The following is a 23,145-nucleotide window of genomic DNA, read 5'->3' as shown; positions in this document are numbered from 1 at the left end:
GGCTATTCTGCAATCCATCAACATAATGGTTAAGGAGCCGTGATGGCAGGGAACAGTATTGGGCAGTTTTTCCGCGTCACCACTTTTGGCGAATCCCACGGTGTGGCACTGGGCTGTATTATTGACGGCGTGCCGCCGGGCATTGCGCTGACCGAAGCAGACCTGCAACACGATCTCGACCGTCGTCGTCCGGGCACTTCGCGTTACACCACGCAACGCCGCGAAGCCGACGAAGTGAAAATTCTGTCGGGCGTGTTTGAAGGCGTGACCACCGGCACCAGCATCGGTCTGGTGATCCAGAATACCGATCAGCGTTCGCAGGATTACAGTGCCATCAAAGACGTGTTCCGTCCGGGACATGCGGATTACACCTACGAGCAGAAATACGGCGTGCGCGATTACCGTGGCGGCGGCCGTTCTTCTGCCCGCGAAACCGCCATGCGTGTGGCGGCGGGTGCCGTGGCGAAGAAATACCTGCTGGAAAAATTCGGCGTTAAGGTGCGCGGTTATATGTCCCAGATGGGCGATATCACCTGCGAGCTGAAAGACTGGGATCTGGTCGAAACCAACCCGTTCTTCTGCCCGGATGAAAGCAAGCTGGAAGCGCTGGATGAACTGATGCGCGCGCTGAAAAAAGAAGGCGATTCCATCGGTGCCAAAATCACGGTTGTGGCGGATCACGTGCCGGTCGGTCTCGGCGAGCCGGTGTTTGACCGTCTGGATGCCGATCTGGCGCATGCACTGATGAGCATTAACGCGGTGAAAGGCGTGGAAATCGGTGACGGTTTTGCTGTGGTTGCCAAACGCGGCAGCGAGAACCGTGACGAAATCACACCGAACGGTTTTGAAAGCAATCACGCGGGGGGCATTCTCGGCGGGATCAGCAGCGGTCAGCCGGTGGTTGCCCATCTGGCGCTGAAACCGACGTCCAGCATCACCGTTCCGGGTCGCACCATCAACCGTGAAGGTGAGCAGGTAGAGATGATCACCAAAGGCCGTCATGATCCCTGTGTCGGTATCCGCGCGGTGCCGATCGCTGAAGCGATGATGGCGATCGTGCTGATGGATCATTTGCTGCGTCAGCGCGCTCAGAACGGCGACGTTCATTCCACCGTGCCACGCTGGTAATCCAACCGATGAAATCCTCACGTACGCTTCCTGTGTTTCGTGCTGTCTGCGCCAGTTTTCTGGCGCTTGCACTGTGCGCCCCTGCGATGGCGGCCACGCCGTGGCAGAAAATCACCCAGCCGGTTGCCGGTGTCCCGCAGGCCATTGGCAGTTATGCCAATGGCTGTCAGGTAGGCGCGCAGCCATTGCCGCTGAATTCGCCTGATTATCAGGTGATGCGCACCGATCAGCGCCGCTATTTCGGGCAACCGGATTTGCTGGCGTTCATCACCCGTCTCGGCACGCAGGCGCAGCAAAAAGGGCTGGGCACCATGCTGATCGGCGATATGGCGATGCCTGCGGGCGGCCGATTCAGCAGCGGTCATGCCAGCCATCAGTCGGGGCTGGATGTGGACATCTGGCTGCAACTGCCGCGTCAGCGCTGGAGTGAGCAAATGCTGCTCAGGCCGCAACCTATCGATCTGGTCAGCGCGAATGGCAAATCCATTGTGGCAAGCCAGTGGCAGCCACGCATCGAAACGCTGATCAAAATGGCGGCGCAGGATAAAGACGTGGTGCGGATTTTCGTCAACCCGGCCATCAAACAGCAACTTTGCCTCGATGCCGGAACGGATCGCGAATGGCTGCATAAAGTGCGTCCGTGGTTTGGTCATCGTGCGCACATGCACGTACGTCTGCGTTGCCCGGTCGGTAATCTGGAATGTGAAAACCAGGCACCGCCGCCGCCGGGAGATGGCTGTGGTGCGGAACTGCAAAGCTGGTTCCTGCCTCCGAAGCCTTCGACAGGCAAGCCGGTGAAAAAAGAGCCGCCTCCGCTGCCGCCGTCATGTCAGGCGCTGCTGGATAAACACGTTCTTTAACAGGTTTCACTTACTCTTCGCCATGCATAGCGAGCTGACAGAAAATGGACTGGTTGATTGTTGCCCCGTGGGTTCTGGTTGTTTTATTTTTCGTTGCACTTTTTGCCGGTTTCATCGATTCCATAGCAGGTGGCGGCGGGTTGATCAGCCTGCCTGCCTTGCTCGCGGCGGGGGTTCCTCCGGCGCAGGCGATTGCGACCAATAAACTGTCATCGATAGGCGGGTCTTTTTCCGCCAGCCTGTACTTTGTGCGGCGCGGGGTGGTGGATCTCAATGATCAGAAGCTGAATATCGCCTGCACCTTTGTCGGTTCGGTGATCGGCGCGATCCTGATCCAGCATCTGCGCGCCGACATGCTGCGTCAGGTTCTGCCGCTGCTGATCATCTGCATCGGGTTGTATTTCCTGCTGACACCGCGTCTGGGTGAAAGCGATCGCGCCAGACGTTTGAATGCGCTGCCGTATGCGCTGGTGGCGGGGGGCTGCGTCGGTTTCTACGATGGCTTTTTCGGCCCCGGTGCCGGGTCTTTCTACGCACTGGCTTTCGTGACCTTATGCGGGTTTAATCTGGCAAAAGCCACGGCGCATGCGAAAGTGCTGAATTTCACTTCCAACTTTGGCGGCCTGTTATTTTTCATTCTGGGCGGCAAAGTGGTGTGGGTGCTGGGCTTTGTGATGATGGCAGGGCAGTTTATCGGCGCACGGCTGGGCGCGCGGATGGTGCTGAGTAAAGGCCAGAAGATGATCCGCCCGATGGTGGTGACCGTTTCCGTCGTGATGAGCTGTAAGTTAATTTATGATAATCACGGCACTGAAATCATGCACTGGTTAAGCCTGCATTTATAATGTCAGGAGCAGCAAAATGCTTGCCTGAGGTCATGAAATCGGGTGTTTAAACAAGGGTATATTGTCGCCCTTTCTCACTTACTGAGTTTCACAGCTTTTATGTCAGATTCGACTGCAACACATAACTATCATCAATTGATCGACATTTTTGATTCCTGCTTCTTTGAGGAATTCAACGTTCGCTTAGTCAAAGGCGACGACGAGCCGATCTATCTGCCTGCCGATGAACAGGAATCCTTTAACCGCATTGTGTTCGCGCACGGTTATTACGCCAGTGGTATGCATGAAATCTCCCACTGGTGCGTGGCCGGTGCTGAGCGTCGTAAACGAGTGGATTTCGGCTACTGGTATTGCCCGGACGGCCGCGATGCGCAAACACAAAGTGAATTCGAGAAAGTCGAAATCAAACCCCAGTCTTACGAATGGTTGTTCTGCGCGGCGGCAGGTTTCCGTTTCAATGTCAGTTGCGACAACCTGAGCGGCGATTGCGAGCCGGACCGCGTGGGTTTCCAGAACAAAGTGCGTGAAGAAGTGCTGCGCATGCTGGAACAGGGTATTCCTGAAAGACCGGCGCGCTTTATTAACGCGTTACAATCGTTTTACAATACGCCCCCTTTGACGCCTGCGGACTTCCCGGCGTTGCAGCCGATTGAATAAATACCGGATACGAGAGGAAGAGTAATGATCGCAGAATTTGAAACGCGGATTTTAACGCTGATCGACGATATGGTCGAAAGCGCCAGTGACGACGAACTGTTTGCCAGTGGTTATCTGCGGGGCCATCTGACTGTCGCCGTGGCAGAAGCGGAAGAAAACGGTGAACACACCGCCGAAGCGCTGAAACTCCGTGTTCAGGACGGCCTGGACAAAGCCATCAAAGCCGGTGAACTGTCGCCGCGCGATCAGCTTCTGGTGCAGGGGATGTGGGAAAATCTCTATCAGGCATCTCTCCCTCAGTAATCTCTTTTCAGTAAAAAAAAAGCGCAGCGACGGGTTAACCGGCTGCGCTTTTTTATTGCCTGAAAAGGGGCGGATTAATGCGATTCGACCGGGCGGCCTTTCAGCAGTTTTCTGACCCACATGCGGTTCGGGTTCAGCGCCGACAGTGTGTCGCTGTCCAGAGGTATCGGTTCACCGGCTATCTGCGCCGCCAGAATTTCTGCGCCGAGCGGGGCAGAACTGAGGCCGCGTGAGCCGAGTGCGCCAAACAGGAACAGGTTTTCATAGACCGGCGCTTCTGCAATCGGGCGATGACGCTGAATGTCCAGATCCAGCTTTTTATAACTCTCCAGCAGGGCATCGTAATCCGACACCGAACCGATCATCGGCAGATGGTCACGGGTGGCGCAACGCACACCATTTCGCGCCTCGCCTTCGCTGACATCCACCTCATGCGGCCATTGCTGTTCCGGCAGGCAGCTGATCAGACGCTGGCGGTTTTGCTGCTGATCCTCTTCCCGGTAATCCGTGCCTTTATCCGCACGGTGATAGCTGGCGCCGATGCAATGATGCTGATTTTGCGGGCTGACCGGCGTCATATACCCGTCGTAACACAACACTTGTTTCAGCTTGCTCAGCGCCGGAGTGGTCGGGATATGCGAAACCTGACCGCTGACCGCGTAAACCGGCAGTTTTTCACTCTGACTGAAATCGGTAATGTCCGCGCCGTTGGCCAGCACCACCGCCTGATGACGTGCAACATGGCCGTCGGCAAAGGTCAGCGTCCACTGAGACTCTGCGTCGGAATTTAACGCTGTCACGCGCTGGCGATAATGCACCGTTAAACCCTGTGTTTCGGCCAGCGCAATCAGCGAAGCCGTCAGCTGTGCCGGACAAAGCCACGCGCCGAGCGGATAGGTTACGCCGCCGCTGCCGCAGGGCAATCCGCACAGCGCCTCCACGTCTTCTTCCGTCAGCCCTTTTGCCAGATCTTCCGGCCAGCCGCCGCTGATAATGCCGTCAATTTTGCCCTGACTTTTTTCGTCATAGCCGAGCTGGGTGACGCCGCTCCAGCCGTGGTCGAAAGGCACATCCCGTTTTTCGAGCTGCGCATACTGGCGGCGGGCGAAAGTGAAGGCATGAGCAAAGAAGTTTTCCAGCGTGTCGCCGCGGCCATTGAGCAGCGGATATACCGCGCCCTGACGGTTACCGGAAGCGCCAAGCGCCGGTTTTTCATCAGCGCAATACAGCGTGACTGCGTAACCACGGCGTAGCAACGCCAGCGACAACACGGCGCTGGCCACACCGCCGCCGATTACCGCAAATTCTGTGGCATTTTTCGCCGCCGGGCGCGCATACCACGGCGCAGGATGAGGTACGTCAATGCCTGCCGGTAACGCGCCCGCTAACATATGCCGTTTTTCGCCGAACCCCGGCACCTTGCCGATGTCAAAACCGGCGTCCTGCAATCCCCGGCGGACAAAACCGGCCACGGTGAAGGTGGCAAAGGTGCCTTGCGGACGGGTCATTTGCGCCATAGAGCGGAATAAATCTTCCGTCCACATATCCGGGTTTTTGGACGGGGCAAAGCCGTCGAGAAACCAGGCGTCAACCTGCTGATTCATACTGGTGTCACATGCCGGAAGCAGGGTAGTCACATCACCGAACCACAGGTCCAGCGTGATGCGTCCGCCTGCCAGTAACAGGCGGTGACAGCCGGAAAAGGCCATCGGCCATTGTTCGCAAAGCTGTGCGGAATACGCAGCGAGTTCGGGCCACTGCGTGTGCGCTGTCGCCAGATCACGGGCAGATAACGGGAATTTTTCGTAGCTGATGAAATGCAGACGTTGCAGCGTGGCGTCGGGGTGTGCTTCGCGGAAGGCGTCAAAGGCCTGCCACAGCGACAGAAAGTTCAAACCGGTGCCAAAACCGGTCTCCGCGATGATACACAGCGGGCGAGGGTGCGCGGCAAAACGCGCCGGAAAATGGTTGCCGTTGAGAAAAACATGACGGGTTTCCAGCAGGCCGTTCTGGTTGGAAAAATAGACGTCATCAAAATGTCGGGAAACAGGTGTACCCTGTTCGTTCCAGCTTAATTCAGCGGGCGTGATCGGGTTATGGCTCACGTGAAACTCTCTCAGTTCAAGGCGATGCCGGAGTTTAACGCTGCGTTTGACCCTGCGCAAATTTACCACGATTTACACAAGGAATTGCTGATCGGACTTGTTCGGCGTACAACTGTACGCTAGAGTGCGTGACGAAATCCCAAATGGTGAATAGTACAAGAGGTATTAAATGAAACGTGCAGTGATTACTGGCCTGGGTATCATCTCGAGCATCGGTAACAACAAGCAGGAAGTTCTTGCATCTCTGCAGGAAGGTCGCTCTGGGATCACCTTCTCGCAAGAGCTGAAAGATGCCGGGATGCGTAGTCACGTCTGGGGTGATGTCAAATTAGACACCGCAGGCCTTATCGATCGTAAGATTGTGCGTTTCATGAGTGATGCCTCGATCTACGCTTACCTGTCCATGCAGCAGGCGATTGAAGACTCCGGTCTGACCCCTGAAATGGTCTCCAACGAACGTACCGGCCTGATCGCAGGTTCCGGCGGTGGTTCTCCACGCAACCAGGTTGCGGGTTCCGACGGTATGCGCGCCAAAGGGCTGCGCGGCGTGGGTCCTTACATGGTGACCAAAGCGATGGCATCTGGCGTGTCTGCCTGCCTCGCGACCCCGTTCAAAATTCGCGGTGTTAACTATTCCATCAGCTCTGCCTGCGCCACCTCTGCACACTGCATCGGTAACGCGGTAGAAATGATTCAGCTGGGCAAACAGGATGTGGTGTTTGCCGGTGGTGGTGAAGAACTGTGCTGGGAAATGGCGTGTGAATTCGATGCCATGGGCGCACTGTCCACCAGCTACAACGAAACTCCAGACAAAGCTTCCCGTACCTACGACAAAGCGCGTGACGGTTTCGTTATCGCAGGCGGCGGCGGTATGGTTGTTGTCGAAGAGCTGGAACACGCTCTGGCCCGTGGCGCACACATCTACGCAGAAATCGTTGGCTACGGCGCAACGTCTGACGGCGCAGACATGGTGGCACCATCCGGTGAAGGCGCAGTGCGTTGCATGAAAATGGCAATGAACGGCGTGGATACCCCAATCGACTACGTTAACGTGCACGGAACATCAACTCCGGTCGGCGACGTGAAAGAACTGGGTGCTATCCGTGAAGTGTTCGGCGATAAAACCCCGGCACTGTCTTCCACCAAAGCCATGACCGGTCACTCTCTGGGTGCCGCTGGCGTTCAGGAAGCGATCTACACCCTGCTGATGGCAGAGCACGGCTTCATCGCGCCAAGCATCAACATCGAAAACCTCGATGAGCAGGCAGAAGGCATGGACATCATCACTAAACCGACTCAGCGCGAGCTGACGACGGTGATGTCTAACAGCTTCGGCTTCGGTGGCACCAACGCCACGCTGGTCATGCGTAAGCTGAAAAACGACAAATAATCTCCGTCGTTAATACCTGAATAAAAGCCTGCTTCCGAGCGGGCTTTTTTGTATCCATCATCCTTCAAGCCGCCTTGATGCAACTCGAATGATTTTGGATATGTTTCTCTACAATTCAGGTACAATTTCGCCGCTTCTTATTTTCACCTTGTTGACATAATGCTCTCACTCAGACACATCCATCATCGACACCTGCACTTCCCGGCCTGGCTCGGGATGGTGGCGATACTGATGTTGTTTATTGCGCCGGTGATTTCCAAATCACGGGTGGCAGAGGGTGCGCAGCATATGATGATGCCCGGCATGATGATGTCCGATATGGACATGGAGATGCCGGACGCAGATATGGCTGACATGAATATGTCAGGCCATCACTCATCATCGATGGAACATTGCGACAAGCAAACCTGTAAATCCGCGCCGCACGATGCCGTTAAGGCGCTGCTTGCCGGTGACATGAGCGATGCCGCCTGCGGATATTGCGTGCTGCTGGTGCATCTGCCGATGCTTGATTTACAGGCCATGCCGATGCTGTGGTCGCTGGATTTCTCCAGCCGTGCCCCTCCGCGTGCACTCATACAACGTCTTATCCCTTCACTGTTCTTCACGGATTCCCAACCCCGCGCACCGCCCGTTTTTTCATAACCGCGTAATACAACATTTCTCTTCAGGTTAACCGCCAGACTGACAGCGGTTGACGGCGTGCTATTTGAAATTTTGAGATCCGTATTTATGAACCAACCTGTCTATCCGGCTAAAAAACTGCCTGCGCAGGCGGCTTTTCTGGCGCTGTTGCGCCGCTTACATTTCTATATTGGTCTGTTTGTCGGGCCGTTTATTTTTGTCGCCGCACTCACCGGCACCCTGTATGTGCTGACGCCTCAGTTCGAAAATTACCTCTATGCTGATGCGCTGTTTACCCGCTCAGAAGGCACCGCGCAGCCGTTATCACGTCAGGTGGATGCGGCGCAAAAAGTGGCCGGTCAGGAGAAACAAATTTACGCCGTCAGACCGGCACCGTCTGCCGGGGAGACCACGCGGGTGATGTTTTCTGATCCGCAACTTGGGGCATCCAAAACCCGGGCGATTTTCATCGATCCGGTCACGCTGGCGGCGAAAGGCGATATGACGGTGTACGGCACCAGCGGCATTCTGCCGTTCCGTACCTGGCTGGACGATTTGCATCGCGGCCTGTTACTCGGCGATGCGGGACGCGTTTACAGCGAACTGGCCGCGTCATGGTTATGGGTGGCGGCGCTGGGTGGTGTGGTGCTCTGGTTTACCGGACGTCGCCAACCCCGTCAGTTGCGTAAGGTCAGCGGGAAAGTGGAAAAACAGCAGCACAGCCGCCGCTGGCACAGCACGCTCGGCCTGTTGTTACTCGCCGGATTGCTGTTCTTCTCGGCCACCGGTCTGACCTGGTCACAATGGGCGGGGGACAATATCAGCGTGCTGCGCGCGTACATGGGCTGGATGACCCCTGCGGTGAATACCCGTCTGGACGGGCAAACAGTGGCCGCACCGGCTGACGAACATGCGGAGCATCATGCGCAGATGGCGGGTATGCCCGGCATGGACATGTCCGCGCACGCAATGCCTGCGGTAACGGTTTCCGCACAGACTTTCGACGCGGTACTTCAGGCGGCGCGGGAGTCTGGCATCACGGCAGATAAGATTGAAATCCGTCCGTCCGGGGATGCAGGAAAAGCCTGGACGGTGACGGAAGTCGATCGCCGCTGGCCGACGCAGGTAGATGCGGTTTCGGTGAATCCCCGCTCAATGCAGATTGTCGATCACGTGCGGTTTGCTGATTTTCCGCTGCTCGCCAAACTGACCCGCTGGGGCGTCGATGCCCATATGGGGATTTTATTCGGCGTCTGGAATCAGGCCATTCTGGTGATTTTTGGTGCCGGATTATGCGTGATGATTGCCTGGGGATATCGCTTGTGGTGGCTGCGCAGAAGCGTCAGCAACGACGGCAGCAATCCGGCGGTGACGCTGCTGCAAACCTGGACATCGCTCCCGTTCAGCCTGCAATGTCCGGTGTTTGTCATCACGCTCGGGCTGGCGATTTCATTACCGGTGATGGGCATCAGCCTGCTGATTTTCCTGCTGATCGATGTTATTCGCTGGCAGCGGCGAATTTCTTCGGGTAACGTCAGCGCATTCTGATCAGCGAAGAAAAAAACATGTTGATGGCGGCACTCGGCTCAGTCTTTAAGCCTTTTTTACGTGACAGATTTTTGCATCTGTTAATCATACTTGGCGTCATTCTGACACTGTTCCAGCCTGCGAAAATCATGCAGTTTCCGCAGTTTGTCGACTGGAACACTATCGTCACGCTGCTGGGTTTGCTGATGCTGACCAAGGGCGTGGAGGTCAGCGGCTACTTTGATTTTGTTGGCCGCAAGATGATTAACGCCATCGACAATGAACGGCGGCTGGCGCTTTTCCTGGTGAGTGCGGCGGCGGTGCTGGCGACCTTTATGACCAATGACGTCGCGCTGTTTATCGTTATTCCGCTGACCATTACCCTGAAAAAACTGACGTCGCTGCCGGTGACGCGGCTGATCATCTTTGAAGCGCTGGCGGTGAACGCCGGTTCGCTGCTCACGCCAATCGGTAACCCGCAAAATATCCTGTTATGGAATAAGTCCGGTCAGTCATTCCTGCATTTCATCGGGCAGATGGCACCGCTGGCGCTGGTGACCCTGGCCGCCTTATTCGTGGTGACCTGGTGGTGTTTTCCGTCGCACAGCCTGAAAAAGCTGGAGAATAATCAGGGATATCCGTTTAAGAAACGTCTGCTGATCAGTTGCGTGGTGCTGTACGTGGCGTTTATTGCCTGTGTGGATCTGGGGTATGCGTTATATGGCCTGCTGGCGGTAGTGGTGTGCTTTTTACTGCTGGCACGTAACGTTCTGCTGCGTATCGACTGGCCGCTGATTTTGGTGTTTATCGTGATGTTTATTGATGTGCGTTTGCTGGTCGGGCTGCACGCCTTGCAGCCTGCGTTTACCCATATTCACGGGCTGCCGGATTACGGACATTATCTTCTCAGCATCGGGCTTTCGCAGGTGATCAGCAACGTGCCGGCGACGATCCTGATGATCAACTATTTACCGTCCGGCCCGCTGCTGGCTTACGCCGTGAATGCCGGGGGTTTCGGGCTGGCGATAGGATCGCTGGCCAACCTGATCGCACTGCGCATGGCGGGTGACAAAAAAATCTGGCTCCGTTTTCACTACTACTCCTTCCCGTTCCTGCTGTTCAGCGGCGGGGCTGGCTGGTTACTGCTGGCATTGTTTGCGAAATAGCAGGCACTTTCAGCGAGGCCAGCCGGTTTACCGCGGTGGTGATTTCAGACGGCGTTAAGGCCGAAAAGCCGAGCAGCCAGCCATCCTGATGCTGCGCCGGTGAACCGCCATTGCCGGTAAACAGCGGCGAAAGACGCGGAGTCTCAATGCCCGCCTGTGCGGCAAGCGTGCTGAAATACTGTTCTTGTCCGGCAGGCAGATGAGCGGCGAGTTGCAATCCTCCGGCTGACACCTGAGGTATCAGCCAGTCAATCTTCTGCCCAATCTGTGCCAGCAGATGATCGCGGCGGCTGTGATAAAGCTGACGCGAAAAACGCAGGTGAGAAGCGAAATGGCCGGTGTGCATAAATTCGGCGGTCACCGCCTGCATCAGTTGTGAAGAGTGGCCGTCATTCACGGTGCGCAATGTGACCATCGGAGCCACCAGTGCCGGCGGCAAAACGGCATAGGCCAGCCGTAATGACGGGAACAACACTTTCGAGAAGGTGCCGAGATAAATCACCTGCTGATGTTTATCCAGCCCCTGCATGGCGGGAAGCGGCCGTCCGTCGTAATGCAATTCGCTGTCGTAATCGTCTTCTATAATCCAGCTGCCGTGCCGCCGGGCAAACTCAAGCAGGTGTAAGCGGCGGGGCAGACTCAGGCTGACGCCGGTCGGGTAATGATGCGAAGGCGTCAGGTATATCAGGCGCGGAATGGGGAATGCGGGATCCGGCGCCATTCCCTGATCATCCACCGGAATGGCGCAAATGTCGGCGCCGGCGCTGGCAAACGCATTGCGCGCACCGGGATACCCCGGCTGCTCAAGCCAGACGCTATCCGCCGGATCAATCAGCAGCATCGCCAGTAACTGCAATGCCTGTTGCGAACTGGTGGTGATCAGGATTTGCGCGGCGGTGCAGCTCACCCCGCGCGACTGTTGCAGGTAACGGGCAAGCGCCTCACGCAGCGGCAAATACCCTTGCGGATCGCCATATCCCAGCAGACGTTCTCCTTCGACACGTAATTGTCTGGCGGTCATCTGTTTCCAGATTTTCAGCGGAAAAGCGCGAAGGTCTGGCGAACCGGCGGCAAAGGCGACGGGGGATTGCGGGTCACGGCATCCGCCGGTGGCGACAATTTTCTGCCCTCTGGCTGATATTCTCGCCAGACCGGGTTTGACGACTTTGCTTTTGCGTGCAGACGGCGCGCGGGGCAGAGACTGGCTGACAAAGGTGCCTTTGCCGGTGTGACGCTGAAGATAACCTTCCGCCTCCACCTGCGCATAAGCCGCCTCAACCGTGACCCGTGACAGATTCAGATCGCAGGCCAGCAGACGGGAAGAGGGCAGACGCTCTCCGGCCGTCAGTGCTCCGCTGCTGATGGCCTGCCGCAACGCGGCACACAGCCTGTCACGCAGACCTGCCGGGGTCGCTGTATTTTCAAAAAGCGTAATCAGATCCGGTGGCTGGGGCTGCGCGGGCATAATGGGTCTTAGTGTTAACCGGAAATTGGCATTAATCATAAGACCAAAAACAGCGATGATGAAACTGTTTTCAGACACATCACTTTATGAGGAAGCGTTTATGCAACAGGCGTCTTATGTGTTGGGATTTGCACCGCCGTCACCGGAAATCAGTGCCGCGTATTTGTTGTCCAAACTGAGTTTTTATACCGATGCGGCGGAAGTCGCGGCGGATTTACAAAACGGCATCGACGGCATTGTGGTTATTGATACCCGTTCTGCTGAACATTATGCACGCGGTCATGTGCCCGGCGCGGTCAGTTTTCCGCATAAACATATGACGGCAGAAAGCACCCGCGAGCTGAGCAAACACGTGGTGTATGTGACCTATTGCGACGGCATCGGGTGCAACGGCTCGACGCAGGGCGCGTACAAGCTGGCAAAACTGGGGTTCAGGGTAAAGGAAATGATTGGCGGGCTGGATTTTTGGATCCGCGATCAGCACCCGCTGGCAACAGGTGAAGAACGCGGACAGTATGCGCCGGAACAGGCACCGCAGGAGTGCGGTTGCTGAAAGTCGCGCTTAAAACAGTAACCACAACAGCAGCACGACCACCACGAACGCAATAAACAGCAGCGGTTTGCCGCCCATCGCCTGCATGGAGGGCGGCAACATCGCGATGAACGGATTCATGATTGGTTGCGGGTCGGTGCGCGACACGGTCGTGAATGTATCGTCGGTTTCATCCGCACGCGGTGAACGGTCAACCCGCTGGCTGAACAGCACACCAATCAGATCGCTGACCTGAACCGGCGTCAGCGGCGTGGATAATGTCGCGCTGAAACGGTTTTCCGCATATTCCGTCAGCTGATGGATTTCATGCGTGCTGGCAGGTTGTTTGAGCACACTGAGCAGCGTTGTCAGCGTCGGTGGCGTCGTCTGCTGGCTGAGCGAGGCTTTTACCTGCAAAAACTGGCTGAGCACCTGAAAATGCTTCGCCGGTATTGGCTCGCCCACTTTCACACCCACCAGCGTAAACAGCGCCTGCCAGACTTTTACCGGTGCTTCGCCGGTTGCCGCGCTGAGGCGCGTGACAAGCTGTTGCAGGCTGTTATGTTCGGCAGGCAGCAACGGACGATCGGTCACCGGCGTCTGTTGCGGTTGCGGGATATTCATCTGACGGGTCTGGATCAGATCCAGCACCTGTTGCAGCTGCGGATGCGTCAGCTGGCTGAGTACGGTGTGTCCGAAATTCTGGCGGATAAAGTCACTCACCGCCTGACGGTTATTGCCCTGCGGCAGCAGTTCGGTCAGTTGCAACATCAGCTGGCGCGAGGCATGGCTGTCCTGCGCTTGCGTGAGTTTCCCCTGCAACAGCGTTTCGGCCTGCGGGAACTGCTGCGAGGTGATTTCTGCACCGTGCGGCAGCGCCAGGTCGTGGCGCAAATTCGCCCAGATCTCAGCCGATTTAATCGGCGTGAGCGCCATCAGTTTGACGATCAGTTTTTCCAGCGTGGTGCGCTGTACCGGGGTTAATGGCAGTTCAGCGCCTGTTTTAACCGGAACGGTCTGACCCTGGGGCTGTGTTCTGTTGTCGCCAACCGGCATGCCCGGGCCGCTCAAAGGTTGCATATCACCGTCCTTCGCTGGAAATTTAAAACGTTGCCTGAACTTAATGAAAAGTAAAAAGCACGGCGCAGAGCGCGGAAGCGGCTCATCATACCTGCAAAGTGTATTAATCGACACCGTGAATAGCAGGCTGAGTAAGATTCTTGGGGAGATTGTTTCCTAAAACGGCAGATAAAAATGTCTGGCGGGGCGCGAAAGCAGAAAACAGGCAAGTGCCATCTTCTTTCCGGAAGATGGCACGAGGATTTAGCGGGGATTTTTTTGTGCCGCTGGGACGGCGCGGCTGAACAGCGGTTTACGCAAACGCTGCGCCAGGATCACCCCGGCGAGGGTGATACCCCCGCCGATAAGATGGTAGCTGTGCAACTGCTCGTGCAGGAACAACACGGCGATCACGGCGGTGAAAATCGGCGACAGGTTCATGAAAATGGACGCTTTGTTGGCGCCGAGACGAATAACGCCCTGGATCCATAAAAACGGCGCAATGATCGAGGCCGGGATCCCCGCGAACAACACCAGCGGAATATTGTGTACCGTCAGGCTGACATCCTTCGCCATCAGGAAATTCGGCAGCAGCAGTAACACACCGAAAATGATCTGCACATATAACGACTGCCAGTTCGGCAGCGGGATCGCCCAGCGTTTGGTCAGCACGCCATACAATGCGTAGGACGCCGAAGCGGCAAACATCATCAGCTCACCCGTGCCAATCCCGTGTTGCAGCAGTTGCGCTGGATCACCGGCACTGACCAGCCAGACCAGGCCGCCGAGAGAAATCATACTGCCCAACGCCACGCCGACGGTCGGCACCACGCTCAGCACAAACAGACCAATCAGCACGGTCAGCAGCGGGATCAGCGAGTTGAGGATCCCCATAAACAGCGCACTGACACTGTGGGCGGCGTAATAGGCCAGACTCTGATAAAGCACCATGCCCAGCAGGCCGAGGATCAGCAGTTTCCACCAGTATTGTTTTATCGCCTGAAGGTTGCGCAGCACACCGGGCAAAATGAACGGAGTCAGCGTCAGCAGGGCGAGCAGCCAGCGGTAAAACGAAATGGCAGCCGGATCAATCGCGCTGGCCGAGGCTTTACTGACCACCGCGTTCAGTGACCAGATCAGGACGGCGAGCAGGGGAAAGAGCACATTCATGACATAATATTCCTCAGTAAATCGTCACGTCAGTGTACGATTGTCTTGTTTGTTAGATATAACGATAATCAGACAATACGTCGTGCAATCCGGACAATCCCGTGCGGCTCACAGACAAAAAGGTTTTTATGCGTTCGCCACGTTCTTCCTCACCCCGTTATTATCCGCCATTACCCGAAAAGATGCCGGTTACGCTGCTTTTTCGCGGCGAAATCGTTGAGGGGAATTCGGAGTATGTGCGCCATTCGCATCCCTGGAGCCAGATTATCTGCGTCAAATCCGGCGTACTGGCCATGCTGGTGGCCGGTCAGCGTTATCTGGCCCCGCGTGAATTCGCTATCTGGGTGCCTGCGGGCGTGGAGCATTCCAGTTATAACCGCAAAACAACCCGTTTTTGTGCCATCGATATTGCGCCGGAACTGGACACCCATCTGCCTGCCGAACCTTGTCTGCTGACGCCCACGGCCATTTTTAATGCCATCGCTGATGACTGCTTCTCACGAAACATGACCGAGCCGCAGAGTGAGGCGGATTTGCGCATGTGCCGCGTGTTGCTCGATCAGATCAGTCTGGCACCGCGTCAGAACACCTATCTGCCGACGTCAGAGAATAAATTACTGGCTCCGATCCTGAGCGCGCTGGAAAAGAATCCGGCGGATAATACGCCGCTGGCGCACTGGGCGACGCAGGTGTATACCACCGAACGGACATTGTCGCGGCGATGCCAGCAGGAACTGGGGATGAGCTTTGCGCAGTGGCGTCAGCGGCTGCGTTTTCTGCATTCCATCTCATTGCTTGAGCAGGGGAAGACGGTGCAGGATATCTCACTCGAACTGGGTTACAGCTCGTCGTCTGCCTTTATCGCTATGTTTCAGCAGGTTTCCGGTACCACACCGCAGCGTTTTCGTAACGACAGGTAAACCTGTGCCCTGAAAGTTGGGATCTGACCCGGTATCGTGGCAAAATCAATGCCCTCTTTATTTTCTATTCTTTCTTTAGGCCATGCTGCCGGAGACAAACGTGAAAATCCTGGTTGATGAAAATATGCCGTATGCCGTCGAGCTTTTTAGCCGTCTGGGTAACGTGCAGGCTGTGCCCGGCCGTCCTATTCCGCAAGATGCCCTGAATGATGCCGATGCGCTGATGGTGCGGTCTGTGACCAAAGTGAACGAAAGTTTACTGGCGGGAAAACCGGTGAAATTTGTCGGCACCGCCACGGCGGGAACCGATCACGTGGATGATGCATGGCTGGCCAGCGCCGGGATTGGTTTCTCCGCCGCGCCGGGCTGTAATGCGATTGCGGTAGTGGAATACGTTTTCTCATCCCTGCTGATCCTCGCGCAACGCGACGGTTTCCAGTTGCGCGATAAAACGGTCGGGATCATCGGCGTGGGGAATGTCGGCTCGCGTCTGAATGCGCGTCTTGAAGCACTCGGTGTTCGTACGTTGCTGTGCGATCCGCCACGCGCCGATCGCGGTGACGCCGGTGAATTCTGGCCGCTGGAAAAACTGGTCGCTGAAGCAGATATTCTGACGTTCCACACGCCGTTGAATATGTCCGGCCCGTATGCCACGCATCATCTGGTGGATGCAGATTTACTGGCGCGTCTGCCCGCTGACCGCATTCTGATTAACGCCTGCCGTGGCGAAGTGGTGGATAACGCCGCGCTGCTCGAGGCGCTGAACGGCAGTAAAAAACTGACCGCCGTGCTGGATGTCTGGGAACCGGAACCAGATTTATCGCTGGCGCTGCTGGATAAAGTGGCTATCGGTACGGCACACATCGCCGGTTACAGCCTGGAAGGCAAAGCCCGCGGCACCACGCAGGTGTTCGAAGCATTCAGCCAGTTTATCGGTCAGCCACAAACCGTGCCGCTGGAATCCTTGCTCCCTGCGCCTGAATTTGCCGAAGTGACCCTGAGTGGCGCGCTGAGCGAAGCCAAACTGCTGCGTCTTATTCACTTAGTGTATGATGTGCGCCGCGATGACCGGCCTTTGCGCCGTGTCGCCGGTAAACCGGGCGAATTCGACAAGCTGCGTAAGTTCTATGAAGAACGTCGTGAGTGGTCCTCTTTACGGGTGATATGCGACGATGCAGCGACCGCAGATGTGCTGAAAAAACTGGGCTTTAACAGCCAGTTAGGTTGAGTTAAGCCAACCTGAATCTTTTCACTGTACATTCACGCAATATTACTCTGATAGCCGGGCGGTGAGTTTCACCGCCCCTTTGTATTTTGTACTTTTATTTCTGGAGAATACCAACATGTCTGATGGCTGGAATATTGCGCTGCTTGGCGCAACGGGCGCAGTCGGTGATGCGTTACTGGAATTATTGGCTGATCGTCAGTTCCCCGTTGGTGAGCTCTTCCCGCTGGCCAGTGAACGCAGCGCCGGTCAGACCGTGCGTTTTAACGGTAAAAGCCTGCGCGTGCAGCAGGCGTCTGAATTTGACTGGTCGCAGGTTCAGCTGGCGTTCTTTGTCGCAGGCTCTGAGGCTTCAGCGTTGTATGCCGAAGAAGCGGCAAATCAGGGGTGTCTGGTGATCGACAGCAGCGGCCTGTTCTCCCTTGAGCATGACATTCCTCTGGTGGTGCCGGGCGTGAACCCTGACGCGCTGTCTCATTACCGCAACCGTAATATCGTGGCTGTGGCCGACAGCCTGACCAGTCAGTTGCTGACGGCCATCAAACCGCTGACCGAACAGGCCGGTTTGTCCCGTCTGCACGTCACGTCGCTGCTGTCCGTTTCGGCGCTGGGTAAAGCGGCCGTTGACGATCTGGCCGGACAAAGTGCCCGCCTGCTGAACGGCATTCCGGCAGAAGAAGGTATTTTCAGCAAACAACTGGCATTCAACCTGTTACCGCTGGTCAGTGATGAAGAGGGCAGTGTGCGTCAGGAACGCCGGCTGGTGGATCAGGTGCGCAAAGTGTTGCAGGACGATGGCCTGCCGATTTCGGTCAGCTGCGTGCAGTCGCCGGTGTTCTACGGTCACGCGCAGGTGGTGCATCTGGAAGGCTTGCGCCCGCTGTCTGCCGATGAAGCGCGCACCGAACTGGAACAAATTGATGACATTAATCTCAGCGATGAAGATGATTTCCCGACGCAGGTCAGCGATGCGTCCGGCAATGCCAACCTGAGCATCGGTTGTATCCGTAATGACTACGGCATTCCTGAGTTACTGCAATTCTGGTCAGTGGCCGACAATGTGCGTTTCGGCGGTGCCCTGATGGCGGTGGAAACCGCAGAGAAGCTGATTAACGAGTACTGGTACTGATTATGTCCGAAGATGTGATCGCTGACATCAGCGCGGCACCGGTTGCCGGGCGTGTGGCGTTAGGCGTGGAATATGACGGCAGTGCCTACTTTGGCTGGCAGCGTCAGCAGGGCGTCGCCAGCGTGCAGGAATGTCTGGAAAAGGCGCTGAGCCGTGTCGCGAATACGCCGATCGTGGTGTTTTGCGCCGGTCGTACGGATGCCGGTGTCAGCGCGACCGGACAGGTGGTGCACTTTGATACGCCGGTGCTGCGTAAAGATGCGGCGTGGACGATGGGGGTGAATACCCATCTGCCGAAAAATATTGCCGTGCGCTGGTGCGCGAACGTGGCGGAAGATTTCCACGCCCGTTTCAGCGCCACCGCCCGCCGCTACCGTTACGTTATTTATAACAACCGTTACCGCTCAGCGATTTTGCATACCGGCGTGACCCACGTTCATATGCCGCTCGATGTGGAGAAAATGCAGCTTGCCGGTCAGGCGTTGCTGGGGGAGAACGACTTTACCTCTTTTCGCGCATCGCAGTGCCAGTCGCGCACGCCGTGGCGCTACGTGATGCATTTGAATGTCAGCCGTCACGGCAACTATGTGGTGGTCGATATCAAAGCTAACGCTTTTGTTCATCACATGGTGCGCAATATTGTCGGCAGCCTGGTGGAAATCGGCGCGGGCAATCAGCCGGTGAGCTGGATGGGCGACCTGCTGGCGGCAAAAGATCGTAACCTTGCCGCCGCTACCGGGAAACCGGAGGGGTTGTATCTGGTCTCGGTTGATTATCCGGAAAAATTTTCATTACCTCAGGTAAATATGGGGCCACTGTTCCTGGAAGATTAAGGAACATTTTTAGCGATTGTTGCATTAACGTTTATTCACAACGGCGTTTTTTGACCAGGAAGAGGTGGAGGAACTGATGGGCTTTATTCACTTTGTCATAGATTTCATTCTGCATATTGATGTGCATCTGGCGGAACTGGTTGCGCAGTATGGCGTCTGGGTTTACGGGATTTTGTTCCTGATTTTGTTCTGCGAAACCGGTCTGGTGGTGACACCTTTCCTGCCGGGCGATTCCTTATTGTTCGTGGCAGGTGCGCTGGCGGCGTTGCCGGGCAACGATATGAATGTCCATCTGATGGCATTGCTGATGGCTGTCGCGGCGATCCTCGGGGATGCGGTGAACTACACTATCGGACGGGTGTTTGGTGAACGACTGTTCAGTAATCCGGACTCAAAGATTTTCCGTCGCAGTTATTTAGACAAGACGCATAAGTTTTACGAGAAACATGGCGGCAAAACGATTATTCTTGCGCGCTTCGTGCCGATCGTCCGCACGTTTGCGCCGTTCGTGGCCGGTATGGGGCATATGTCTTACCGCCATTTTGCGGCCTATAACGTGATTGGGGCGCTGGTTTGGGTGCTGTTATTTACCTATGCTGGCTACCTTTTCGGCGATCTGCCGATTGTTCAGGAAAATCTGAAATTACTGATCGTGGCAATCATTGTGGTTTCCATCCTGCCGGGTGTGGTTGAAATCTGGCGGCACAAACGCGCAGCCGCAAAAGAAAAGCGTCAGCAGGAGTAATCCCTGACGTTTTTTTACGCAAGCGCGTTAAAATTTAAGGCATTAAACCCGAGGGTAAGACCAGTTTTTTATCCACAGTGTCTGGCCGTTATGGTTTAATGAGCGACAATTTATGGTCTGTTCCTGCGAACAACCCTTCTGTGACGCGGTGTGTGAGGTTTTTTATCACGCCGCGCACAGGTGATTTTGGGTAGGTTTCAGGGGACTTGTTACAGCATGAACAGCGGACTGGCTTCGGCCGGGTTCAAACAGAAAGGTTATCGATGAGCTGGATTGAACGAATTCTTAGTAAGAGCACCGACTCGCAAACCCGTAAGGCAAGTATTCCTGAGGGCGTCTGGACTAAATGCGACAGCTGCGGGCAGGTCCTTTACCGCGCCGAGCTTGAGCGCAACCTCATGGTGTGCCCTAAGTGCGACCACCATATGCGTCTTACCGCGCGTATGCGTCTGGCCACTTTCATGGACGAGGGCAGTGAGGTTGAATTAGGCAGCGAGCTTGAGCCTAAAGATGTTCTGAAGTTTAAAGATTCCAAGAAATACAAAGATCGTCTGGTTGCGGCACAAAAAGAAACCAACGAAAAAGACGCGATGGTCGTCATGAAAGGCACGCTGTTCGGCATGCCAATCGTGGTGGCTTCATTTGAATTTGCCTTCATGGGCGGTTCAATGGCGTCCGTGGTGGGTGCGCGTTTTGTGCGTGCCGTTGAGCAGGCGCTGGAAGATAACTGTCCGCTGGTGTGTTTCTCTGCCAGTGGCGGTGCCCGTATGCAGGAAGCGCTGATGTCGCTGATGCAGATGGCGAAAACCAGTGCTGCACTGGCGAAATTACAGGAACGCGGCCTGCCGTACATTTCTGTGCTGACTGACCCGACCATGGGCGGTGTTTCTGCCAGTCTGGCGATGCTGGGCGACATCAACGTCGCTGAGCCGAAAGCGCTGATCGGTTTTGCCGGTCCACGCGTTATCGAGCAAACCGTGCGCGAAAAACTGCCGCCGGGCTTCCAGCGCAGTGAGTTCCTGATCGAAAAAGGTGCGATTGATATGATCGTACGTCGTCCGGATATGCGTGCCAAACTGGGCAGCGTGCTGGCGAAACTGACCGGGCAACCGGAGCCGAATGTGGCTGACGTCCATGTTGCTGTCAACGGTTCCGCCGCTGACAACCAGGATGCCTGATCAGACAGGGTAAACGCCGGTCAGTAATTGGGGCGGCCATCGGTTGTTGTGCCGCCCACACTGTTTTTCTGCAAAACAGGCAGCCCGTGCTTTTACTCTGTTGGTGAGATCTGACAAAGAGGGCATTGCCTGCTGTCACAGTCTGGTGATGTAGTGTCGAAGTGAACCTGACAAGGTTGAACGGGACTCATGCAAAATCAACTTATCCCCCAAGCCACGTCGCCTTTGGCCACGTGGCTTTATTATCTCGAACATCTCCATTCTCAGGCCATTGAACTGGGCCTCGACCGCGTGAAAGCGGTTGCCACGAAACTCGATTTACTGACGCCAGCACCGTTTGTGTTTACCGTCGCCGGAACCAATGGCAAGGGCACCACCTGCGCCACGCTGGAGTCCATCCTGATGGCGGCCGGATACCGCGTGGGCGTTTACAGTTCCCCGCATCTGGTGCGCTACACCGAACGGGTGCGCATTCAGGGTGAAGAGCTGCCGGGATCCGCGCACTGTGAATCCTTCGCGGTGCTGGAAGCCGGTCGTGGTGATATCTCGCTGACCTATTTTGAGTACGGCACATTGTCGGCGTTGCACCTGTTCAAACAGGCGAAGCTGGGTGTGGTGATCCTCGAAGTCGGGCTGGGCGGACGCCTGGACGCGACCAATATCGTCGATGCCAGTGTCGCCGTGGTCACCAGTATTGCGCTCGATCATACCGACTGGCTGGGTTCGGATCGCGAAAGCATCGGCCGCGAAAAAGCCGGTATTTTCCGTGGCGGTAAACCGGCCGTGGTCGGTGAGCCTGATATGCCGCAATCCATTGCTGCCGTTGCGCAGGAAAAACACGCTGATTTACATCGCCGTGATGTGAACTGGCATTTTTCTGCCGATGTCGGACAGTGGCGCTGGGCGGCGCTGGAACAGGGCAACGAGGTGAACGTGCTGGAAGGTTTACCGTTGCCGAATGTGCCGCTGGCCAATGCGGCGACCGCGCTGGCTGCCCTGCATTATTCCGCACTGGCTGTTCCTGAAGCCGCGTTACGCAGTGGTTTACAGCGCGCGGCGTTGCCGGGACGTTTCCAGACGGTGAGTGAATCGCCACGCCTGATCCTGGATGTCGCGCATAACCCGCATGCGGCGGCGTATCTGGCCGGACGTCTGGCGGAACAGCCGAGAAATGGCGGCAAAGTTCGCGCCGTCGTCGGAATGTTGAAAGACAAAGATATTGCCGGTACGCTGGCTTGCCTGTCGCCGCAGGTGGATGAATGGTATTGCGCGCCGCTGGAAGGACCGCGCGGGGCCAGTGTCGAAGAACTGACGACGCATCTGCCTCAGGCGCACCAGTTTGATGATGTGGAGTCTGCCTGGAAACAGGCTATGCAGGAGGCGGCTCCTCAGGATATTGTGATTGTCTGCGGCTCGTTCCATACCGTAGCTCACGTAATGGATGCTTTAGACACGGGGAAAACCAGTGGCAAGTAAGTTTCAAAATCGTCTGGTCGGGACGGTCATTCTGGTGGCGCTGGGCGTCATCATTTTGCCCGGTTTACTCGACGGCAAGAAAAAGCATTACGAAGACGAATTTGCGTCTATTCCATTGGTGCCAAAACCAGGTGATGTTGAAGAACAGGACTCGGTGCCACCGGTCACGCAATCTTTGCCTGCTCAGCCGCCGGAAGGTGCCGATCAGGCCATGAACGGCGAACCGGACGCGGAGAGTTCAGCCAACAATACCAATGCCGCGAATCAGGGCAATGTGGCACCCGGCAACACCACCATAGAAGCTCCGCCGGCCACCACACTGCCTGAGCAGAAAAAACCGGTACAGACCGCGCCGGTCAAACCTGCGCCGCAGAAGCCAAAAACGATTGAACCTAAACCGATGGTGGAAGCTAAGCCCACGGTGAAACCGAAGCCTGTGGAGCAGCCGAAACCGGTCGAACAACCGAAGGCAGTTGCCGAACAACCTAAACCGGTTGAACAGCCGAAACCTGCACCGGAAGAAAAAGCACCGGCAGGGCAGTCTTATGTGGTTCAGCTTGGCGCATTGAAAAATGCCGCTAAAGCCAATGAAATTGTGGCGAATCTGCGCCTGTCAGGTTTCCGTGCTTACACCGTTCCGGCCACACCGGTTCAGGGGCAGATCACGCGCCTGTACGTCGGCCCGGATGCCTCGAAGCAGAAACTCGAAGCCTCATTGCCGCAACTGCAACAGCTGAGTGGATTAGGCGGGCAGGTTCGCGCATATTCTGCACACTGACTTTGCTCCTTCCCCTGCGAAGGGGAGGGC

Annotated in this window: 22 protein-coding genes; 18 read left to right on the top strand and 4 right to left on the bottom strand. The window is 56.1% G+C overall.

The window, feature by feature from the left end:
* Nucleotides 1-42: 42 nt before the first annotated feature.
* The 5 genes from aroC (at nt 43) to EYY67_RS17760 (ending at nt 3,793) form a co-directional block, all read left to right on the top strand.
* Complete coding sequence (aroC, locus tag EYY67_RS17780) at nt 43-1,128, top strand: chorismate synthase (RefSeq protein ID WP_095922887.1); 1,086 nt, start codon at nt 43-45, stop codon at nt 1,126-1,128.
* Nucleotides 1,129-1,214: 86 nt separating this feature from the next.
* Nucleotides 1,215-1,988 (top strand): penicillin-insensitive murein endopeptidase, encoded by a 774-nt coding sequence (mepA, locus tag EYY67_RS17775; protein WP_119822980.1) that lies wholly within the window; start codon nt 1,215-1,217, stop codon nt 1,986-1,988.
* A 44-nt stretch (nt 1,989-2,032) separates the two neighbouring features.
* The gene (locus tag EYY67_RS17770; protein WP_131694027.1) at nt 2,033-2,833 is read left to right on the top strand and encodes a sulfite exporter TauE/SafE family protein; all 801 of its coding nucleotides are present in this window, start codon (nt 2,033-2,035) and stop codon (nt 2,831-2,833) included.
* Between the two features lie 99 nt (nt 2,834-2,932).
* Complete coding sequence (locus tag EYY67_RS17765) at nt 2,933-3,490, top strand: elongation factor P hydroxylase (protein WP_131694026.1); 558 nt, start codon at nt 2,933-2,935, stop codon at nt 3,488-3,490.
* A gap of 24 nt (nt 3,491-3,514) precedes the next feature.
* Nucleotides 3,515-3,793 (top strand): YfcL family protein, encoded by a 279-nt coding sequence (locus EYY67_RS17760; protein WP_013574543.1) that lies wholly within the window; start codon nt 3,515-3,517, stop codon nt 3,791-3,793.
* A 74-nt stretch (nt 3,794-3,867) separates the two neighbouring features.
* On the opposite strand, the gene mnmC is transcribed toward EYY67_RS17760, so the two are convergent.
* Nucleotides 3,868-5,898, bottom strand: coding sequence for a bifunctional tRNA (5-methylaminomethyl-2-thiouridine)(34)-methyltransferase MnmC2/FAD-dependent 5-carboxymethylaminomethyl-2-thiouridine(34) oxidoreductase MnmC1 (gene mnmC / locus EYY67_RS17755; RefSeq protein WP_131694025.1), 2,031 nt, complete (start codon nt 5,896-5,898; stop codon nt 3,868-3,870).
* A gap of 169 nt (nt 5,899-6,067) precedes the next feature.
* Here mnmC and fabB point away from each other — a divergent pair, with 169 nt between their 5' ends.
* The 4 genes from fabB to EYY67_RS17735 all read left to right on the top strand — a co-directional run bounded on the left by fabB (nt 6,068) and on the right by EYY67_RS17735 (nt 10,605).
* Entirely contained in the window at nt 6,068-7,288 is a 1,221-nt protein-coding gene (fabB, locus tag EYY67_RS17750; RefSeq protein ID WP_095922883.1) for a beta-ketoacyl-ACP synthase I, read from the top strand.
* Between the two features lie 159 nt (nt 7,289-7,447).
* A complete protein-coding gene (locus tag EYY67_RS17745) occupies nt 7,448-7,933 on the top strand; it encodes a DUF2946 domain-containing protein (protein WP_131694024.1) in 486 nt (161 codons plus the stop codon).
* 87 nt (nt 7,934-8,020) lie between these two features.
* Entirely contained in the window at nt 8,021-9,460 is a 1,440-nt protein-coding gene (locus EYY67_RS17740; RefSeq protein WP_119822592.1) for a PepSY-associated TM helix domain-containing protein, read from the top strand.
* A 17-nt stretch (nt 9,461-9,477) separates the two neighbouring features.
* Nucleotides 9,478-10,605 carry an SLC13 family permease gene (locus EYY67_RS17735; RefSeq protein WP_131694023.1) on the top strand — a complete coding sequence of 376 codons (1,128 nt, stop codon included), beginning with the start codon at nt 9,478-9,480 and terminating at the stop codon, nt 10,603-10,605.
* Here the strand turns inward: EYY67_RS17735 and pdxR are convergent.
* A complete protein-coding gene (gene pdxR, locus EYY67_RS17730) occupies nt 10,559-12,070 on the bottom strand; it encodes a MocR-like pyridoxine biosynthesis transcription factor PdxR (RefSeq protein WP_131694022.1) in 1,512 nt (503 codons plus the stop codon). The two genes, EYY67_RS17735 and pdxR, sit on opposite strands and share 47 nt — an antisense overlap.
* A 100-nt stretch (nt 12,071-12,170) precedes the next feature.
* On the opposite strand from pdxR, the gene EYY67_RS17725 reads away from it, so the two are divergent.
* On the top strand, nt 12,171-12,623 hold the full coding sequence (locus tag EYY67_RS17725) for a rhodanese-like domain-containing protein (protein WP_131694021.1): 453 nt from the start codon (nt 12,171-12,173) through the stop codon (nt 12,621-12,623).
* Between the two features lie 9 nt (nt 12,624-12,632).
* Here the strand turns inward: EYY67_RS17725 and flk are convergent, their stop codons facing one another.
* Both flk and EYY67_RS17715 read right to left on the bottom strand, forming a co-directional pair.
* The gene (gene flk / locus EYY67_RS17720) at nt 12,633-13,682 is read right to left on the bottom strand and encodes a flagella biosynthesis regulator Flk (protein ID WP_095922874.1); all 1,050 of its coding nucleotides are present in this window, start codon (nt 13,680-13,682) and stop codon (nt 12,633-12,635) included.
* A 243-nt stretch (nt 13,683-13,925) separates the two neighbouring features.
* Nucleotides 13,926-14,831 carry a DMT family transporter gene (locus EYY67_RS17715; RefSeq protein WP_119822588.1) on the bottom strand — a complete coding sequence of 302 codons (906 nt, stop codon included), beginning with the start codon at nt 14,829-14,831 and terminating at the stop codon, nt 13,926-13,928.
* Nucleotides 14,832-14,959: 128 nt separating this feature from the next.
* Between EYY67_RS17715 and EYY67_RS17710 the strand changes: the two genes are divergently transcribed.
* The 8 genes from EYY67_RS17710 to dedD all read left to right on the top strand — a co-directional run bounded on the left by EYY67_RS17710 (nt 14,960) and on the right by dedD (nt 23,115).
* Nucleotides 14,960-15,751, top strand: a complete 792-nt coding sequence (locus tag EYY67_RS17710; RefSeq protein WP_131694020.1) for an AraC family transcriptional regulator — start codon at nt 14,960-14,962, stop codon at nt 15,749-15,751.
* Between the two features lie 100 nt (nt 15,752-15,851).
* Nucleotides 15,852-16,979, top strand: coding sequence for a 4-phosphoerythronate dehydrogenase PdxB (gene pdxB, locus EYY67_RS17705; RefSeq protein ID WP_095922871.1), 1,128 nt, complete (start codon nt 15,852-15,854; stop codon nt 16,977-16,979).
* 115 nt (nt 16,980-17,094) lie between these two features.
* On the top strand, nt 17,095-18,105 hold the full coding sequence (locus EYY67_RS17700) for an aspartate-semialdehyde dehydrogenase (protein WP_095922870.1): 1,011 nt from the start codon (nt 17,095-17,097) through the stop codon (nt 18,103-18,105).
* 2 nt (nt 18,106-18,107) lie between these two features.
* Nucleotides 18,108-18,938, top strand: coding sequence for a tRNA pseudouridine(38-40) synthase TruA (truA, locus tag EYY67_RS17695; RefSeq protein ID WP_131694019.1), 831 nt, complete (start codon nt 18,108-18,110; stop codon nt 18,936-18,938).
* 76 nt (nt 18,939-19,014) lie between these two features.
* The gene (locus EYY67_RS17690) at nt 19,015-19,683 is read left to right on the top strand and encodes a DedA family protein (RefSeq protein WP_095925182.1); all 669 of its coding nucleotides are present in this window, start codon (nt 19,015-19,017) and stop codon (nt 19,681-19,683) included.
* A gap of 263 nt (nt 19,684-19,946) precedes the next feature.
* Nucleotides 19,947-20,861, top strand: a complete 915-nt coding sequence (accD, locus tag EYY67_RS17685; protein WP_095922868.1) for an acetyl-CoA carboxylase, carboxyltransferase subunit beta — start codon at nt 19,947-19,949, stop codon at nt 20,859-20,861.
* Between the two features lie 189 nt (nt 20,862-21,050).
* Nucleotides 21,051-22,337, top strand: coding sequence for a bifunctional tetrahydrofolate synthase/dihydrofolate synthase (folC, locus tag EYY67_RS17680; protein WP_131694018.1), 1,287 nt, complete (start codon nt 21,051-21,053; stop codon nt 22,335-22,337).
* The gene (gene dedD, locus EYY67_RS17675; RefSeq protein WP_131694017.1) at nt 22,327-23,115 is read left to right on the top strand and encodes a cell division protein DedD; all 789 of its coding nucleotides are present in this window, start codon (nt 22,327-22,329) and stop codon (nt 23,113-23,115) included. Before folC ends, dedD begins: the two co-directional genes overlap by 11 nt.
* Nucleotides 23,116-23,145: the final 30 nt, after the last annotated feature.

The sequence above is a fragment of the Rahnella victoriana genome (genome assembly GCF_004330295.1).
Taxonomy (GTDB): domain Bacteria; phylum Pseudomonadota; class Gammaproteobacteria; order Enterobacterales; family Enterobacteriaceae; genus Rahnella; species Rahnella victoriana.
Note: the sequence above shows the minus strand (reverse complement) of the source record. Positions and strands in the feature narration are given on the sequence as shown.

Coding starts and splice junctions, on each gene's coding strand:
- aroC (WP_095922887.1), top strand. CDS start 43: ATGGCAGGGAACAGTATTGGGCAGTTTTTCCGCGTCACCACTTTTGGC.
- mepA (WP_119822980.1), top strand. CDS start 1,215: ATGGCGGCCACGCCGTGGCAGAAAATCACCCAGCCGGTTGCCGGTGTC.
- EYY67_RS17770 (WP_131694027.1), top strand. CDS start 2,033: ATGGACTGGTTGATTGTTGCCCCGTGGGTTCTGGTTGTTTTATTTTTC.
- EYY67_RS17765 (WP_131694026.1), top strand. CDS start 2,933: ATGTCAGATTCGACTGCAACACATAACTATCATCAATTGATCGACATT.
- EYY67_RS17760 (WP_013574543.1), top strand. CDS start 3,515: ATGATCGCAGAATTTGAAACGCGGATTTTAACGCTGATCGACGATATG.
- fabB (WP_095922883.1), top strand. CDS start 6,068: ATGAAACGTGCAGTGATTACTGGCCTGGGTATCATCTCGAGCATCGGT.
- EYY67_RS17745 (WP_131694024.1), top strand. CDS start 7,448: ATGCTCTCACTCAGACACATCCATCATCGACACCTGCACTTCCCGGCC.
- EYY67_RS17740 (WP_119822592.1), top strand. CDS start 8,021: ATGAACCAACCTGTCTATCCGGCTAAAAAACTGCCTGCGCAGGCGGCT.
- EYY67_RS17735 (WP_131694023.1), top strand. CDS start 9,478: ATGTTGATGGCGGCACTCGGCTCAGTCTTTAAGCCTTTTTTACGTGAC.
- pdxR (WP_131694022.1), bottom strand. CDS start 12,070: ATGCCCGCGCAGCCCCAGCCACCGGATCTGATTACGCTTTTTGAAAAT.
- EYY67_RS17725 (WP_131694021.1), top strand. CDS start 12,171: ATGCAACAGGCGTCTTATGTGTTGGGATTTGCACCGCCGTCACCGGAA.
- flk (WP_095922874.1), bottom strand. CDS start 13,682: ATGCAACCTTTGAGCGGCCCGGGCATGCCGGTTGGCGACAACAGAACA.
- EYY67_RS17715 (WP_119822588.1), bottom strand. CDS start 14,831: ATGAATGTGCTCTTTCCCCTGCTCGCCGTCCTGATCTGGTCACTGAAC.
- EYY67_RS17710 (WP_131694020.1), top strand. CDS start 14,960: ATGCGTTCGCCACGTTCTTCCTCACCCCGTTATTATCCGCCATTACCC.
- EYY67_RS17700 (WP_095922870.1), top strand. CDS start 17,095: ATGTCTGATGGCTGGAATATTGCGCTGCTTGGCGCAACGGGCGCAGTC.
- truA (WP_131694019.1), top strand. CDS start 18,108: ATGTCCGAAGATGTGATCGCTGACATCAGCGCGGCACCGGTTGCCGGG.
- EYY67_RS17690 (WP_095925182.1), top strand. CDS start 19,015: ATGGGCTTTATTCACTTTGTCATAGATTTCATTCTGCATATTGATGTG.
- accD (WP_095922868.1), top strand. CDS start 19,947: ATGAGCTGGATTGAACGAATTCTTAGTAAGAGCACCGACTCGCAAACC.
- folC (WP_131694018.1), top strand. CDS start 21,051: ATGCAAAATCAACTTATCCCCCAAGCCACGTCGCCTTTGGCCACGTGG.